General features: G+C 31.9%; 16 protein-coding genes. 6 read left to right on the forward strand and 10 right to left on the reverse strand.

The annotated features are described in order from the left end of the window. Positions 1–171: 171 nt before the first annotated feature. Complete coding sequence (locus EV196_RS20020; RefSeq protein WP_132213629.1) at positions 172–468, forward strand: hypothetical protein; 297 nt, start codon at positions 172–174, stop codon at positions 466–468. A 422-nt stretch (positions 469–890) separates the two neighbouring features. Here the strand turns inward: EV196_RS20020 and EV196_RS00010 are convergent, their stop codons facing one another. The 5 genes from EV196_RS00010 to EV196_RS00030 all read right to left on the reverse strand — a co-directional run bounded on the left by EV196_RS00010 (position 891) and on the right by EV196_RS00030 (position 8,561). Next, positions 891–2,108 (reverse strand): porin family protein, encoded by a 1,218-nt coding sequence (locus EV196_RS00010; protein ID WP_132213631.1) that lies wholly within the window; start codon positions 2,106–2,108, stop codon positions 891–893. Positions 2,109–2,457: 349 nt separating this feature from the next. Next, positions 2,458–4,923, reverse strand: coding sequence for a hypothetical protein (locus tag EV196_RS00015; protein ID WP_132213633.1), 2,466 nt, complete (start codon positions 4,921–4,923; stop codon positions 2,458–2,460). A 226-nt stretch (positions 4,924–5,149) separates the two neighbouring features. Beyond that, positions 5,150–6,838 (reverse strand): lysine--tRNA ligase, encoded by a 1,689-nt coding sequence (gene lysS / locus EV196_RS00020; RefSeq protein WP_132213635.1) that lies wholly within the window; start codon positions 6,836–6,838, stop codon positions 5,150–5,152. Positions 6,839–6,957: 119 nt separating this feature from the next. Then, positions 6,958–7,383 carry a DUF1573 domain-containing protein gene (locus EV196_RS00025; RefSeq protein WP_132213637.1) on the reverse strand — a complete coding sequence of 142 codons (426 nt, stop codon included), beginning with the start codon at positions 7,381–7,383 and terminating at the stop codon, positions 6,958–6,960. Positions 7,384–7,505: 122 nt separating this feature from the next. Beyond that, positions 7,506–8,561, reverse strand: a complete 1,056-nt coding sequence (locus tag EV196_RS00030) for a helix-turn-helix domain-containing protein (RefSeq protein ID WP_132213639.1) — start codon at positions 8,559–8,561, stop codon at positions 7,506–7,508. Positions 8,562–8,675: 114 nt separating this feature from the next. Here EV196_RS00030 and EV196_RS00035 point away from each other — a divergent pair, with 114 nt between their 5' ends. The 3 genes from EV196_RS00035 to lipB are packed head-to-tail and all read left to right on the forward strand — an operon-like array spanning position 8,676 to position 10,332. After that, a complete protein-coding gene (locus EV196_RS00035) occupies positions 8,676–8,834 on the forward strand; it encodes a YqaE/Pmp3 family membrane protein (protein WP_132213641.1) in 159 nt (52 codons plus the stop codon). Positions 8,835–8,870: 36 nt separating this feature from the next. Continuing rightward, positions 8,871–9,620, forward strand: coding sequence for a ubiquitin family protein (locus EV196_RS00040; protein ID WP_132213643.1), 750 nt, complete (start codon positions 8,871–8,873; stop codon positions 9,618–9,620). Between the two features lie 4 nt (positions 9,621–9,624). Beyond that, on the forward strand, positions 9,625–10,332 hold the full coding sequence (lipB, locus tag EV196_RS00045; protein WP_132213645.1) for a lipoyl(octanoyl) transferase LipB: 708 nt from the start codon (positions 9,625–9,627) through the stop codon (positions 10,330–10,332). Here lipB and EV196_RS00050 read toward each other — a convergent pair. The 3 genes from EV196_RS00050 to ppk2 all read right to left on the reverse strand — a co-directional run bounded on the left by EV196_RS00050 (position 10,319) and on the right by ppk2 (position 12,403). Then, positions 10,319–10,687 (reverse strand): hypothetical protein, encoded by a 369-nt coding sequence (locus EV196_RS00050; protein ID WP_132213647.1) that lies wholly within the window; start codon positions 10,685–10,687, stop codon positions 10,319–10,321. The genes lipB and EV196_RS00050 overlap by 14 nt on opposite strands. A gap of 84 nt (positions 10,688–10,771) precedes the next feature. Continuing rightward, entirely contained in the window at positions 10,772–11,296 is a 525-nt protein-coding gene (locus tag EV196_RS00055) for a hypothetical protein (protein ID WP_132213649.1), read from the reverse strand. Between the two features lie 318 nt (positions 11,297–11,614). After that, positions 11,615–12,403: a polyphosphate kinase 2 gene (gene ppk2 / locus EV196_RS00060; RefSeq protein ID WP_132213651.1), complete on the reverse strand. Its 789-nt coding sequence runs from the start codon at positions 12,401–12,403 to the stop codon at positions 11,615–11,617. Positions 12,404–12,664: 261 nt separating this feature from the next. Between ppk2 and EV196_RS00065 the strand changes: the two genes are divergently transcribed. Together EV196_RS00065 and EV196_RS00070 are read left to right on the forward strand one after the other, a co-directional pair. Then, a complete protein-coding gene (locus EV196_RS00065; protein ID WP_132213653.1) occupies positions 12,665–12,892 on the forward strand; it encodes a tRNA pseudouridine synthase A in 228 nt (75 codons plus the stop codon). Further along, positions 12,882–13,163, forward strand: coding sequence for a type II toxin-antitoxin system RelE/ParE family toxin (locus EV196_RS00070; RefSeq protein WP_132213655.1), 282 nt, complete (start codon positions 12,882–12,884; stop codon positions 13,161–13,163). Before EV196_RS00065 ends, EV196_RS00070 begins: the two co-directional genes overlap by 11 nt. Positions 13,164–13,297: 134 nt before the next feature. Here the strand turns inward: EV196_RS00070 and EV196_RS00075 are convergent, their stop codons facing one another. After that, positions 13,298–14,347, reverse strand: coding sequence for a nucleoid-associated protein (locus EV196_RS00075; protein ID WP_132213657.1), 1,050 nt, complete (start codon positions 14,345–14,347; stop codon positions 13,298–13,300). Between the two features lie 128 nt (positions 14,348–14,475). Further along, entirely contained in the window at positions 14,476–15,165 is a 690-nt protein-coding gene (locus EV196_RS00080; RefSeq protein WP_132213659.1) for a TapB family protein, read from the reverse strand. Between the last annotated feature and the right edge of the window lie 104 nt (positions 15,166–15,269).

The raw sequence follows: 15,269 nt of genomic DNA on the forward strand, positions 1-15,269 counted from the left end.
TTACGCTGTCAATTCAATATGTTTATGAACTTGTTTCTTTCTTGTCCCAGCTCGTTTCCTTGCTAAGCGGGTGCAAATATAAAACCCTTTTTTTTAACCCACAATAGTTTTGATATTTTTTTTAAAAGTTTTTTTTTTCAAACCCTAAATCCTGATATCCCAAACCTGTCTGTGAACTCCGCTCCCCAGGGCACTGCCCTTTTTAGCGGCTGCAAACCTACGATGCTTTTTTTTATCCCGCAACAGTTTTTTGATATTTTTTTTGATTTATTTTTTGAGGCTCTTTTTAAGCCTTTTAAACCAATACCCCAACTTGTCTATGAACCTTCGCCATCAACAACTATTGCCGTTTTAAGCGGCTGCAAACATAGCACCCTTTTCCCGTTCCGCAATGGCTTTTCTGCACTTTTTTTTGCCTTTTTTTTTCTTTTTGTTTTATGGGATGGTTTTCAACAAGTTACGTACTAAAGTTTTTGGGTCTTGGGTGGAGGGTCTTGGGTTTTGGGTGATGGTGACGGGGTTTTGGTGATGCAACTTGGGTGGGTTGGGCGCGGAAAATGGAGGCGGATCGTTTGCTTTGGGGCAACAAAAATAGTTTGTGGGCTGTATTCTTGTCTATACCGTATGTAATGGGCCTTGTAAAAATGGGGTGCCCTCTCTACTTATATAGTGCACTTTGTTGACTTGCGGTTAGGGATTACTCATACATCTCTATTTTAAAAATTGAAATCGTGAATGCTCCGCATTTGAAGTGGCATCCTTTTTACCATTGCAAATAGGCATCATTACGAGTTAAGAGATTGCCACAGAAAATTAGAAATTTTCTTCGCAATGACGTAAAAAGATATAGCGAAAAGCCCGACCCTTGTGATAACGCCCAACAAGAAGTGTTATTTAAAGATAGGCAGTTTTAAACTAATGCCTGTTTGAAAATCGGGCGCATTGTTTACCCGAAAATCTTCTATAAAATATACAGACAAGGTTAAGTTTGGGCGTCCGTAGGTGTACATAAATGTCCAGAATGATAAATTTTTGTATAAGGTTTCAAAACCATGTTGCCAACCGCCATTTATTTCTTCCCATTTACCAATCATTCTGTAATAATCGGATTCTTCTCGTTGGTTGTAACTAGATTGAATTTGATAGTTAACACTAAAGGCATTGTAATTTTTTCGTTTCGTGAATTTGGCTATTTCAAAATCTGCATCTAAAGTACCTAAATACCGATTGTTTCCTAAATCAATGACTTCTTTAAAATTAATGATATTTTTTCGAAGTACATTCAACCCTAGCCCAGCATTAAATTCATAATTGTTTTTTATTTCTATTTTCTTAATAGCATTTGCTGAAAGACCAAAATCTATAGATGAATTAAATTTAGAAGTATTAATTCCTAAATGACTTCCAAAATTGATGTATATATTTTTAGTTTTATTTATTGAAAAAGATGGGTAGTAATGGTGGTTAAGTTCGATGCCTCCCAAAAAGAAATCATTATTGTTTAATTCGAGTGTATTTCCGTTTCTATCTTGATATTTAAAATTCACTTGATTTAATCCGTAGTAACGTCTTCCATAAGGGTCTTCACCACCCATAATATTACTGTGAAACCATTCAATACTTTCGTCGCCAGTAAAAAGAGAAAAAGGATATTTTCCTTTGGTGATTAAATAAGAACGTAAGGTTATATCGAGTTCGTTTTTTTTATTTAAAGGTATATTGATGCCAAATCTAAATTCTTTAATTATAGCATCTATAACGATGTTCATGTAATCTGCAGGAGTGGTTTCTTGATTTTCAAAATGAAAATTTCTATGATACCATAGTAATTTACTTTGTTCTTTTCTTACTTCGGGGTCTTTTGGTATATAAGTTTCAACAAAAGGGTGAAAGTTGTTGCCACTTACTGATGTAAATGTTAAAGAAGGGTTTTTATTAGGGGCTAATTTAAAGTTGCTATTAATGCGAGAGCTAAAAATACCAAAATGATGGGTGCTTAAAATGCTAGGTTTTTCAATGCCATTTTTAAAAGATAAACTGTCTTGCTCTTGGGCCGTTAAAATAAAACCGAAGCAGCAAGTAATTAGAACCGCAATATTTTTTAGCATTTTGTAAAAATATAGAAATTTTTAAGACTTACGAAGTTAAGCTTTTTAGGGCGTTTTTAATTGCTTTTTTATGTTATAGAATGGCTATTTATTTCTTAAAAAATTAACAATTAACACGTTTTATCTTAAATAAAATTTAAAATATTAATTTAATGTGTTAAACATTTCTAAATAGTTTTATTACATGGAACAAAATGCTTCAATTTGTATAGTTATTTATTGGAAACATATAATAATTACATAGTAGTTATTAGTTTAGTAATAAATTAAGTTTAGTTGGTTAGTTTGTAAAAGCCCAGTAATTTTGGTTACTGGGCTTTTTGTTTTTGTTTATTGAAAAAATAGATGCTTAATCAACCTGTAGAGTAGTTAAGTGATGTATTGGAACTCCGTCTTCAGTTAAACCTTCAATTTCTATAGCGTATTTACTTCTGGTATCGCTTGTGAAAAAAGAAATTTCTGCTTTATGATTAGCGTTGCTAAGCGTTATTTTTGGATTCCAATAGAGCGTTGTTCTAATATCTTGTTTTGAATTATCGTTAAAACTATCAGCATAATCGGGCGAATAAAATTCTTTAGCAGTATAAAACCCTGGATAATAAAAGTCTATAATTCCTGGTTGGCGTTTTATATTTTTAATGTTGCCATTTCCTAGTTTTGTGTATATGGCAACCACGCCATTTCCGCCCCTACTAAAAGCAGAAGCGGAAACTCCAGCTAAAATATCAATAAATTCAATGTCGGATCCTCTTAAAAAAGAAATATCATCCATTTCTACGGGAAATCCATCTAAAATGATGCGTGGTGTACCACCATTTCTAATAGATATGGAGTCGTTAATAATGGATAATCCTGGTAGTCGCCTTAGTAAATCAAAAACACTTAAAGATTCTGCTCCGGTAATGTCGTTTATATCTAATCTATGTGTTTGAAAACCTCCATAAGATGTTCTGTCATCAAGCTCTTCCTCGCGTTTTTCTTCTTTTGTTTTTAACTTAGCGGTTATCAATATCTCATCTAATTTTTGAGCACCTTTTAAATATTCAGCATCCATTTCAAAAACTCTTTGCGATTGTTTAATGAAGTTTGTGAGAACAGTTTTATCAAACTTGTTTTGTTTTAAAACATTGTTATGGGATCTTAGCGGACTAAGATAATTGTTGTTTCGTAATAAAATATTTATATCTCTATTTTTTGGGGCATCGCTTTTAAAATCTTTAACACGCGCTTCTATAAGTGTTGGAATAGAATCATAAAAAACATAAGGGCCAAAATTGAAAATTCCATTTATGCTGGATTGTTTTATTTCCTGACTTGGTGTAGCATCAAGAAATGTAAGTCTTGTTGTGGCTGTAATGCCTTGGCCTTTTTCTTTTAAAGCTTGGGTTTGTCCAGCAATATAAAGTCCTTTTTCTATTTTAAACTGGTCATTCTTTTGGTGTGAATTATATAAAATATCATTCCAAATAAATCGGTTCCAACCGTTTGTAAGCATTATTAAATCCAATAAGTAACGACGCTTGGGGTCGTTTTCTTTTTCAAAGAAATATCCAGGGTTTTCAATATAGCCTCTTAAATCTGAATTAAGTAGCAAGTAGGTTTTTATGTTCTCATTCCTTGAATTTTTCTCTACAATATCTAAATCGGTAATGGACATGGATAAATTTCCAGAAATAGGATTACCAATTATATCTTTAAGGTCAATTTGTAAAGTAACTTTTTCCCTTATTTTATATGAGTTTTTATCTTTAGTAATGTTTACATCTATTTTATTATTGGAATTCTCAATAAACACCAACCGTTCACAAACAGGTTTTCCACTATTGTCGAATAAAGTAAAGCTGGTAACGCCATCAAGTAATTGGGACGTGTTTAATTTAACTGCATACTCATTAACAGCTTCGGTTTCCAATTTCTCATAAACTATTTTGCCTCTTTGATGTGCCACTAAAAATGAATTTTTTAAACCGATGGGGCTATTACCTAAGGCTTTTAAAATAATTTCGCTACCATTATTTTTCATGTTTAAACTATAGCCTTGGGGTAAAGCTTTGGGTAGTGGATATTTAATTTCCTTATTGTTTATAAATACACTGGCATAATAGGTTTTGTTTAATTTGGGCACTATATTTAAAAGGCTTAACCCAAATTCATAGGTTTTGAAAGTGGTAATTATAACATCATCAGAATCTTTGATTTCGCCTTCAATAGAAATGTTTCTGTTTAGTTTGTCTTTAACTTTAATGGCAACTTTAGAAGGTATGCCGTTTATTAAATAGCCGCTTTCTGGATAAAAATCAATTTCAGGACGTTCTGTTACTTCGGAAATTTCGATGTTACTAGATGATTCTGAGTTTGTGTTTTTTAAAACTTCATCGGTTTTAAAACTCCAAATAGTAATTTCCTTTTTGAAAAAATAATCAGAACTGCCGTTCCTCATGTAGTTTGTATAAGCTCTTAATAAATAGTTGCCAGGTTTCCACTCCTTTTTTATTTCAAAATCTCCAGCAGCACTTATATTGTTTGTGTAAAGTTTTTTTTGTGATACAATTGAATCTTTATCATTTATAAGTTCTACATAAATGATATTGCTTTTGTCGGACTTTTTGTGGTCAGTACCATTTACCAAATAGGCTGAAAACCAAATAGCATCACCCATGGTATAATAAGGTTTGTCGGTTTGTACATATATTTTTTCTGGATAATTTTCGGTGTATTCATTTAGTTTTTTTATAACTAACTCCCTAAAATTATTAAGAACACTAAAAGAAAAAAGTGTGAGTACAAAACAATAAACAATTATTTTTTTGAACATTGATTACTAATTATAATATTTTAAAAACTCTAAAGATAATTACAAAAACTTGTAAAAAAATTAGGTTAAGCTAAAGTTTTTTAATCTTTTATTTTGCTTTAGACTTGTTTAATTTCTATTGGTTTAATGCTTTTGGAACTTTTTAGTACGTTGTTTTTTAAATGAGAAAAGAACCACATGATAGTGATTCTTTTTTTAAATGTATGGTTTTATGGAAAGCTATATGCTAAACCAGTTCAACAACTAAATCATCATCCGTTTTGGTAACGTTTGCTAACTTGTGTTTTGTTAAACCTTTAATGCCTTTATCCCAAGCTTTGTTGCTTAAACCAGATTGCGATTTTAAGTCGTTTAAAGACATGCTTTTTTGAATTTTTAATATTTCGAATATAGCTTTTTCAGAATCGCTTAATTCAACCGTTTTTTTCTCTGGACGCATTTGCGGAAAGAACAAAACTTCTTGAATACTTTGATTATTAGTTAAAAACATAATTAGTCTATCCATACCTATTCCCATACCCGATGTTGGAGGCATACCGTATTCTAAAGCACGTAAAAAATCGTAATCTATAGTACCCGTAGCTTCATCATCGCCTTTTTTGGCAAGTTCCATTTGGTGTTCAAAACGCTCACGTTGATCAATTGGGTCATTTAATTCGGAATAAGCATTAGCGATTTCCTTACCACAAACCATTAACTCGAAACGCTCCGTTAATTCAGGGTTTTCTCTGTGTTCTTTACACAATGGGCTCATCTCTTTTGGGTAGTCTGTAATGTAAGTTGGCTGTATATAATTGCCTTCACATTTTTCGCCAAAAATTTCATCAATCAATTTGCCTTTGCCCATGGTGTCATCTACTTCAACGCCCATGCTTTTTGCTGCAGTTCTAATTTCGTCTTCGGTTTTTCCAGAAATATCAAAACCTGTAAATTGTTTTATGGAATCTGCCATAGTAACCCTGGCATAGGGTGCTTTAAAGTCTATTTCGTGTTTCCCAAAGGTTGCTTTAGTGGTGCCATTTACAGCTATAGCACAATATTCTAGCAAACGTTCGCAGAAATCCATCATCCAGTTATAGTCTTTGTAAGCTACATAAATTTCCATAGCGGTAAACTCTGGATTGTGGGTACGGTCCATCCCTTCATTTCTAAAATTTTTAGAAAACTCATAAACACCATCAAAACCACCAACAATTAAGCGTTTTAAATACAGCTCGTTGGCAATTCGCATGTATAAAGGAATATCTAGAGCATTATGATGCGTTGTGAATGGACGCGCCGCAGCACCACCTGGAATAGGTTGTAAAACGGGAGTTTCAACCTCGAAATATCCAGCGTCATTAAAAAACTGACGCATGGCATTGAATAGTTTTGTACGCTTAACAAATACGTTTTTCACTTGCGGATTTACTACTAAATCGGCATAACGCTGTCTATAACGTTGTTCGGGATCGGTAAAAGCGTCAAATACCACACCGTCTTTTTCTTTTGGAAGCGGTAATGGTTTTAAAGCTTTACTTAACAAGGTGAAATCTTTAACACGAACACTTTTTTCGCCCACTTGAGTGGTGAACAATTCGCCTTCAACGCCCACAAAATCGCCAAAATCCAACAGTTTTTTGAAAACTTCGTTGTATTTTACTTTATCGTCTCCGGGGCAAATTTCATCACGGTTAAAATATACTTGTATTTTTCCGTCAGCATCTTGTAAATCGGCAAAACTGGCTTTTCCTTGTACCTTTATCATCATTAACCTTCCGGCAATTACCACTTTTTTTCCAACTTCAAATTGGTCTTTAATGTGTTTGGAAGTGTGTGTTACAGGGTATAAATCTGCGGGATAGGGGTTAACACCTAATTCGCGTAATTTTGCTAATTTTTCTCTTCTAACTAATTCTTGTTCTGAAAGCTGCATGCTAATTTATTTTGAATGCTGTCTTTTGCGACAACGCCTGCAAAATTACATTATTTTCAAAAAATTAGCATACAACTTTTTGATAGATTTTTTTATTAGGAAAAAAGCCAACCTAGAAGTTATTTAACAGTTACTTCTGGAGTTAAAACCACGCCTTTGATGCGTAATACTTTATTGGTTTCTGAAGCATTAGAAATTACGGTGATTGTTTTTTTGAAAGCACCAATTCTGTTAGTCGCATATTTTACTTTAATGTCGCTAGATTTTCCAGGTAGAATAGCCTCTCTTGAATATGATGGTACGGTACAGCCACAAGATGTGGTTACATTAGAGATGACAATAGGTGATTTACCCGTATTGGTAAATGTAAAGGTACGTTCGCCATCGGCATTTTGTTGAATGCTTCCATAATCTATTTCATCGGTTTTAAAGGATAAAACGCCTGCATTTGCATTCGTTGCAACTTCCTGAGAGAAATTTGTAGCGTAGACAAATAGGCAAAAAATTAATAATAATTTAGATTTAGTTGTTTGAATTGTGTTCATTGAAAAATTCATAATGTTTGGGTTTTTAAATTAATAATGCCGCAAACATCATAAAATCGATTCATAACTTTATAAAAATGAGGGTTGAAATTGGTACTAGTACCTAGGTTGAATTTTTATAATTAGCTATTAAACAGTGATTTAATATCGTCTCTAGATTGCACGTTCATTTTTTTGTAAATGTTGTTTACATGTGTTTTTACAGTACTTAAACTAACAAAAAGCGCGTCGGCTATTTCTTTATTCGACTTTTCCTCCAATAAAAGATTCAAAATATTTTGTTCCTGTTTGGTAAGTTGTTCCTTGGCTTCTTTAATTGTTTTGGTTTGATGTTTTTTTCGCGAAAGCCAAAACCAAAAATTGCCAATTAAAGACAAAACTAAAAGCGGATAAACTACATAATTCCAATTAAAACTGGAGCTTGTATTTTGGTTGATTATGAATTCATCTGAAGTCAATTCTGCTTTATATTGTTTGGTGTAAGGAGAATTTGGGTATTGTTTGGTTAATCTGAGAAGTAAATTATCATAATAGGAATTACTTTTTAGGTCTTCCAAATAATGCTCATGCAGGTCATTTGTTCTATCAGACAAAAATGAATAAATATAAAGTTCTGCAATAGGTTCGTCCAATTTTTCACCAAAATCCTGTAATGTCTTAAACCATTTTTTGTTGTTTAGTTTACGGTTGGCTTCACTTCGGTATTCACTAAAGGCAAATTTCATTTCTTCTCTTATCGAATCAACTTTAACAAAAACGGTCGATTTTTCATTACTGGAATTGATGTCGCAAAACATTTGTTTATCAAACGTAAACGGAAACTCAATAGAATCGGTGTTTTTAGCTATAAAAATAACTTCTTTACTATCGTCACAATGCCCATCAAAGTGATTTCTGTTTAATGAATCATCAAAACAATTATCCACATGAATTCTGTAAATTCTATTTTCATTTTCAAGTTGATTGCCTGTAAATTTAAAGTACCCTAAGCTACCGGTATTGGTTTTGGCAATAATTTGTTCTGTATAAACACCCGATATTTTTCGGTAATCTTCAATAATTGAGAGGTAAACATTGTTATGCCATTGGGTATTATCCACATGGCCAGTAAAACGGTATTGTGCTTTTGCAGAAAAGGCCGTCAATACCAAAAACAATAAAAACAAGTTGGTTCTCATGCCACTAAACTACTATATTTTATTTTAAATTTAGCACTATTATTTTAAAAGTAAGTGTAACAAAAGCTGATAAAAAACGTCATGTTAGTAATCATCAATTAAATAAATCAAATCATGAGTTTCTGGAGAGTTATACTGTCTATTATTTGTCCGCCATTAGCCGTTATCGATAAAGGCTGTGGCTCTATTTTTATTGTCTTCCTATTGTGGGTTTGTGGCTGGGTGCCGGGTGTTATTGCAGCCTTGGTAATCTTGAATAATCCCAAAAATTAACCCTATATTTGTGCGGTAATTTGTAAAAATAAAAATATGAATAGGTTTTATGCCTTTGTTGTTTTGGCTATTTCAGTGGTGTTGAATAGTTGTCAATTTTCTGAAAATATTTATATCAATGACGATGGTTCAGGCAAAATGGAGTTTTCGTTTGATGGTACACAGCTTATGCAAATGGCAGGTGATAAATTAAGTGATAAACAAGAAAAAGCCATCGATTCTACTTTTAGCTTTAAAGAATTATTTCACACCATGCGAGATAGTATTGCTGATTTACCAGCCGAAGAGCAGCAAAAATTAAAAAGTTTAGAGCCTTTTAGCATGCATATGCTCATGGATCCTAAAACTTCACAGATGAAATTTGATATGTTTACAGATTTTAAAGAAGTAAGTGAACTTCAAGATATGTTTAAAGCCATGAAAAGCTTTGGTGATTTAAAAGGAAAAGAAAAAGCAAACACTGCAAACAGCCCATTTTCTTCATTTGGTGGTGATGAAAGTACGGAACTAAACTATGAATACAATGGAAAAACATTTAAACGTACTGCCAAAATAACAGACAAAGAGGCCTACAAACAAGTAACCGATAGTTTAGGGCAAATGGCCATGATGTTTGGTTCTTCAACTTATAAACTAAATTATCATTTTCCAAAGCGTATTAAGTCAGTATCAAATGAAACCGCTCTATTTAGTGATGATAGAAAAACGGTTACCGTAGAATATGGCTTTATGGATTACGTATCGAACCCTGAAGCTTTAAATTTGGAAGTTATTTTAGAAGATTAATATTTTGAATAAAACGATTGAAATACAAGATTTAGGTTTAAAAGATTACAAAGAAACTTGGGATTACCAAGAACAACTTTTTAAAACTATTGTTGACGCTAAAATTAAAAATAGAAAAGACAATAGTAATTTTGAAACAAAAAACTACTTTCTGTTTGTAGAGCATCCGCATGTTTATACGTTGGGAAAAAGTGGCGATATTTCGAACTTATTGGTTGATGAAGCGCAACTAAAAGCTAAAAACGCATCGTTTTATAAAGTTAATCGAGGTGGCGATATCACGTATCATGGCCCTGGTCAAATTGTGGGTTATCCCATTTTAGATTTAGATAATTTTTTTACAGACATCCATAAATACCTTCGTTTTTTAGAAGAAATGATTATTCTAACCCTTGATGAATATGGCTTAAAAGCTGAAAGAAGTCCAGGGGAAACAGGCGTTTGGCTAGATGTTGGGACACCATTTGCTAGAAAAATTTGCGCTATGGGCGTGCGTGCAAGCAGATGGGTAACCATGCATGGTTTTGCATTGAACGTAAATGCCAATTTGGGTTATTTCGATTTGATGATACCTTGCGGCATTCGTGGGAAAGCCGTAACATCTTTAAATGTTGAACTGGCTCAAAAAACAGTGGATGAAAATGAGGTTAAGGAAAAGTTACTGAAACACTTTAGTGCACTTTTTGAAGCTGAGTTTTTTAAAAACAAATAGAATTTTCTGCTTTCCAAATTATGGTGCTATTTTCAATCAAATTGAAATTAAAAGTATCATCGCCAATATATCCAATCATTTCACCTTCACAATTATAAACTGTTGAAACACTGTTACATGCGGCACAGCAGTTGCCTAAAATAAAAAGACTATTGCCATCATGTTTAGTTTGCAAAATGTAAGTTTCTTTAGATTCGTATGAAGATGTATTTTCTAGTTCTTGAATCTGTTCTTTTAACCAAGTTAAATCTTCAACAGGATTAGAAACGTTACAGGTGTTTGTAACATCATTATCTTTTTTACAACAAGAAAAAATAATAAAGACTAAAGTTAATAACAAGGTGATTTTTTTCATGTGTTTAAATTGATTGTTTTTATTTAAAAGAAAGCAATTGAAAATTTAACGTGCCCTAACTTAATACTTGCTTAAGAATGTAATTTATTCCATGTTACAGGTTAATTTGAAGCTAATGGTCATGTTTGGTGATTCTTGTAAATTATGTTCTAAACTTATATTGTTACATGATACAGTACTGCTATTCCCGTTTTTTGTATAAACAACTGGAGTGCTGGTCGTATTTGCGTAAGCACCATCTTCCGTATAAAATACTAAAACAAGAAAATTTACTTGGTTTTCATCATAAGAGAGTATATAATTTCCATTTTCAAAAGTTGGAGTTGTTGTCCCTAAGGTAATGGATAGGTTATAGTCCATATCATCGTTTTTTCCTTTAAATGTGAGTAATTTGTGGTCATTATTATCTTGAAGAACACATGGATCTGTTTCCAAATTGTAGATTTGCCCATTAACAGTAATAGTACTTTCACTTGATATTTTACTACTAACAACACTGTTTTGAGCTATTTCCGGATGATTTACTGTTGTTTTTGTGTTCTTATTATTACAACTTACTAATATTATAAAGAAGAATACTTTAACTAAAGGTGAATAATATGTTTTCATATGTTTTTTTTATTTAAATGTAGTCTTTATTGTTTTTCGTTTGAAAAATAAATTATTTATGGGTTGTATTCATCCAAAGATGCAAAAAGTCATTAAAGGTTGCGTGATTATATGTAGAAATATTTCAGGGAAAAAATATAGAAAACGAAGTTAAGTGAAAGTTACTAAGGCCTCAAAGCGAGTTTATTCACACTAAGTTTCATGTTGATTTGCTCAATACAAATATAAAGTTCTGTTCTAGTGATTTTTTTTTGGTATAAATCGAAATTATATTTATTGCTTGTAAAATCCAGCTTTTTTTAAAATACCTAAAATTATTTAATACTTTTCAGGAACAAAGGTTTGGTAATCCATAGGTGGGCGTACATAGTCTTTATAATCTGGTAATTCTGGAAGTTTTATGGGCTTAATATCCATTTTTTCGTGCGGAATTTGGCTTAAAACATGACTAATACAATTTAATCTGGCCCTTTTTTTATCATCCGATTTTACAACGTACCACGGCACTTGTTTGGTGTCGGTAAAGGCAAACATATCATCTTTGGCTTTAGAGTATTCTAACCATTTGGAGCGCGATTTTATATCCATAGGGCTAAATTTCCATCGCTTTAATGGATTGGAAATTCTGTTCTTGAAACGTTTTTCCTGTTCTTCATCACTCACCGAAAACCAATATTTTAATAATATAATTCCAGACCGTACGAGCATACGTTCAAACTCTGGGCAGGAACGTAAAAACTCTCTATATTCCTGGTCGGTACAAAAACCCATTACTTTTTCTACACCGGCTCTATTATACCAACTTCTATCGAAAAGAATAATTTCACCAGCGGCTGGCAGGTGGTAAACATAGCGTTGAAAGTACCATTGTGTTTTTTCTTTTTCGGTGGGTACACCAAGTGCAACAACTTTGCAAACACGTGGGTTTAGGGGTTCGGTAAATCGTTTAATGGTACCACCTTTACCAGATGCATCGCGTCCTTCAAAAACAATCACCACTTTTAAGCCTTCTTTTTTTACCCATTCTTGAAGATGAACGAGGTCTGTGTGAAGTTTGGATAGTTCAGCTTCGTAATTGAATTTGTTGTCGTTATTTTTATCTCCCATACCCAAAGTTAAGAATAAAACATTTAGGTTGTATTCTTTATAAAAACTTAAAAATAGGGTGGAAATAAATTTAGATTAAATCTAACTAATTCTCCACATTAAAAAATACTTTGTAAAAATGTATTTTCTTTTCATAATCACATTCTAAATACTTGGGCTAATCCAACAATATATTGTAAAGTGTTTATGATAATTAAATTTTGGTTCTGGTTTAAAAAGCATTCATTGTATTTTTGTAAATTTGAATAAACATACTATGTTATGGAAACGATAAAATTGCAAGTAAGCAGAAAGATATACACCAAACTACTGTGGTTGCTTAGTCAATTTAAATCTGAAGATTTAAAGATTATTGATGATTCGGAGTCTTCTGTTATTGAATACCTCAATAACGAATTGAAATCTATAGATTCTGGAGATGCCGAATTTTTATCACTTGAAGAATTAGATGCTGTTATGGAAGAACGTATTTTAAAGTATGAAAATTAAAATTTTAAAGAGTTTTTCTTTAATACTTGCAGATCAAGTTGAATATATTGCCAAAGATAAACCTGAAGCTGCTAGAAAATTTAAAGTAGATATAATAAAAGCTATTTCCAATATTGCCGATTTGCCTTATGGTAATAAAAAGTCCATTTATTTTGAAGATTCAACTATAAGAGATTTAACTTTTAAAGGCTATACTATAGTTTATAGAATAAAAGAAACTGAAAATATTATTGAAGTTTTTGGTTTTATCAAGTTTAGGGAGAAGCTTTGATTTTAGAAACAAAACATTAAAAACGTTCATTTGTAATTTCTAAATCAGAATTGCCATCCAATTAGAACATTGTATCCGAGACTGCTTAAAAGGTTAGTTTCTCTTTTTTCTTACAAAATGAAAACATATAATTATTAATTCTCCACATTAAAAAATACCTTATAAAAATGCATTTTCTTTTCATCATCATACCCACGTTCTAGATATTCGGCAGAAGCGTCTGGTGCATCAATATCTAGTTTTATTTGTATGTTGGTATCTAGTTTTATATCGGTTTTAAACTTTTTCTTTTCTTTATTTACAACACTTTCGGCAACGTCAAATTGATTTCTAAGTACTAGGTTTTTTTCGTCTTCAAATGTTCTTTTATAATCGTCAAATAAGTTTCGGTGTTTGTCTTCTTCAAAAAGTTCGTCTTTAAAACGTTCTACATTTACTACTTCATTTTCCTTAAAAAAATCGATTGTTTTTGCTAAAAACGTATTCTGTTCTTGGGCACCGTAGGTTGTTTTTAAAATTTCGGTCGAGAAATCTTTACATAACTCTATATATTGTTGTGTGTGGTTATTGGCATCATCGGCATACTTAATGTTTAAAAATTGGTTTAGCCAATATTGAGCATCATAACTATTATTATCTACGCTTAAAATAATATTGCCTTCGGTATCTGTTTGGTTTAAAATGATGCAGCCTTTATCTACTTTTTTAGATGAAATTCCTTTTTGAACCAATACATCATAACTATTGTTTTCTAAATAGGTTTGAAAGAAATTGACTTTACTTTCAATTTTAAAAATGCCGAGTGCGTTGGTGGTAATTTCATTAAATTCGATGCCTTCAAACATAACGACTAATACATCACCCGTTTTTATTTGTGCAGAAGTTGATTGTTCAAATAAATGCGTAACAATGTGTTTTGATACGTCTATAAAAGTTTCTTCGTCACTAAAAATTTGTGCACTATAGCTATTAATTTCGTTTAGTGAAATATTAGCATGATGGTTAAACCTGTAGCTTTGAACCACGCTTCCGAAAGGTCTTAATAAAAAAGGCAGCATGAGATCGTAACTGGCTTCATCAAAATCTACTAACTTTTCTGAAAAAGCATTTTTGGTATCATTAAATTTATTACCAACTTTATGAATAATGAACTTTGAAATGGAAGCGTTTTTTCTTGAAATCATGGTTTGTTTTTTAATAGTACAATAGTACTAATTTCAAAAGAAAAACCCATAAAAAAAGAACGCCAAAGCATAACACTTTGACGTTCTCAGATTCGAGGACTTTCGATTTGGTTATCGTTATATTTTAATTATTTTGTAATACTGGTAAGTTCAGAGTAAGCCATAAGTTTTCCTCCTTTGTTATAGGTTTCGGTTTTTACAGTACCAACGCCTTCTGCAATCCATTCTTTTATTGTAAAGGTTTGTTTAATGCCCATTTTCATTTCTGTATCATAACTTAAAGCGAAACAATTAAAAGTTCCTGCAGAGGTGGTAATACTTCCTTGTGCATTAACGCTTCTATTTATCATGTCAATATTCATGTTCATTTTCAAGCCCCCCATATTAATGGACATGTTTAAACTAGCATCGGGCAATCTTTCACCAACATTTAGTTTGTTTGGAAATATAATATTAGTGCCAGTCATGTCTATTTCCATGTCTTTGTATTGTTTAAGCAATTCCGGATTCATTAAAGATTTAAAATCTATTGAAATGCCTTCTCCACTACAAGTTACTTCAAAAGTGCTAGTGGCTATTTCTTTGTTTTTTTCATCAGAAACTTTTGTGCTTATTGTTGCAACGTTGTTTGTTATACTTAAAATTTGGTGATCTGCAACACTTTCTTTTTTGCCTTTTTTATCAAAGTTTGTAATTTGAAATTTAGTACCTTCTTTAAATGGATAATAAGTGCTACAAGCATTTTGGCTGGTAACACTAAAACTGATTAAAAAAACCAAAAAGCAAAATAACGGATGGAATGATGTATTGATCTTCATGGATAATTATTGAATAATAGCAGCCCTAAAGATAAAATTACTTTTTCATATAGAAAAGGTTATATAAAAATTCTTTAGAATATGATATTATAAATGGAATATAT

It is taken from the genome of Mariniflexile fucanivorans (assembly GCF_004341235.1).
Taxonomy (GTDB): domain Bacteria; phylum Bacteroidota; class Bacteroidia; order Flavobacteriales; family Flavobacteriaceae; genus Mariniflexile; species Mariniflexile fucanivorans.

What these genes read in the sequence shown, in the direction of transcription:
- EV196_RS00080 (WP_132213659.1), bottom strand. Translation starts at nt 15,165, where the DNA reads ATGAAGATCAATACATCATTCCATCCGTTATTTTGCTTTTTGGTTTTT.
- EV196_RS00050 (WP_132213647.1), bottom strand. Translation starts at nt 10,687, where the DNA reads ATGAAAAAAATCACCTTGTTATTAACTTTAGTCTTTATTATTTTTTCT.
- EV196_RS00070 (WP_132213655.1), top strand. Translation starts at nt 12,882, where the DNA reads ATGAAAATTAAAATTTTAAAGAGTTTTTCTTTAATACTTGCAGATCAA.
- EV196_RS00015 (WP_132213633.1), bottom strand. Translation starts at nt 4,923, where the DNA reads ATGTTCAAAAAAATAATTGTTTATTGTTTTGTACTCACACTTTTTTCT.
- EV196_RS00035 (WP_132213641.1), top strand. Translation starts at nt 8,676, where the DNA reads ATGAGTTTCTGGAGAGTTATACTGTCTATTATTTGTCCGCCATTAGCC.
- EV196_RS00055 (WP_132213649.1), bottom strand. Translation starts at nt 11,296, where the DNA reads ATGAAAACATATTATTCACCTTTAGTTAAAGTATTCTTCTTTATAATA.
- EV196_RS00075 (WP_132213657.1), bottom strand. Translation starts at nt 14,347, where the DNA reads ATGATTTCAAGAAAAAACGCTTCCATTTCAAAGTTCATTATTCATAAA.
- lysS (WP_132213635.1), bottom strand. Translation starts at nt 6,838, where the DNA reads ATGCAGCTTTCAGAACAAGAATTAGTTAGAAGAGAAAAATTAGCAAAA.
- EV196_RS00040 (WP_132213643.1), top strand. Translation starts at nt 8,871, where the DNA reads ATGAATAGGTTTTATGCCTTTGTTGTTTTGGCTATTTCAGTGGTGTTG.
- EV196_RS00065 (WP_132213653.1), top strand. Translation starts at nt 12,665, where the DNA reads ATGGAAACGATAAAATTGCAAGTAAGCAGAAAGATATACACCAAACTA.
- EV196_RS00025 (WP_132213637.1), bottom strand. Translation starts at nt 7,383, where the DNA reads ATGAACACAATTCAAACAACTAAATCTAAATTATTATTAATTTTTTGC.
- ppk2 (WP_132213651.1), bottom strand. Translation starts at nt 12,403, where the DNA reads ATGGGAGATAAAAATAACGACAACAAATTCAATTACGAAGCTGAACTA.
- EV196_RS00030 (WP_132213639.1), bottom strand. Translation starts at nt 8,561, where the DNA reads ATGAGAACCAACTTGTTTTTATTGTTTTTGGTATTGACGGCCTTTTCT.
- EV196_RS00010 (WP_132213631.1), bottom strand. Translation starts at nt 2,108, where the DNA reads ATGCTAAAAAATATTGCGGTTCTAATTACTTGCTGCTTCGGTTTTATT.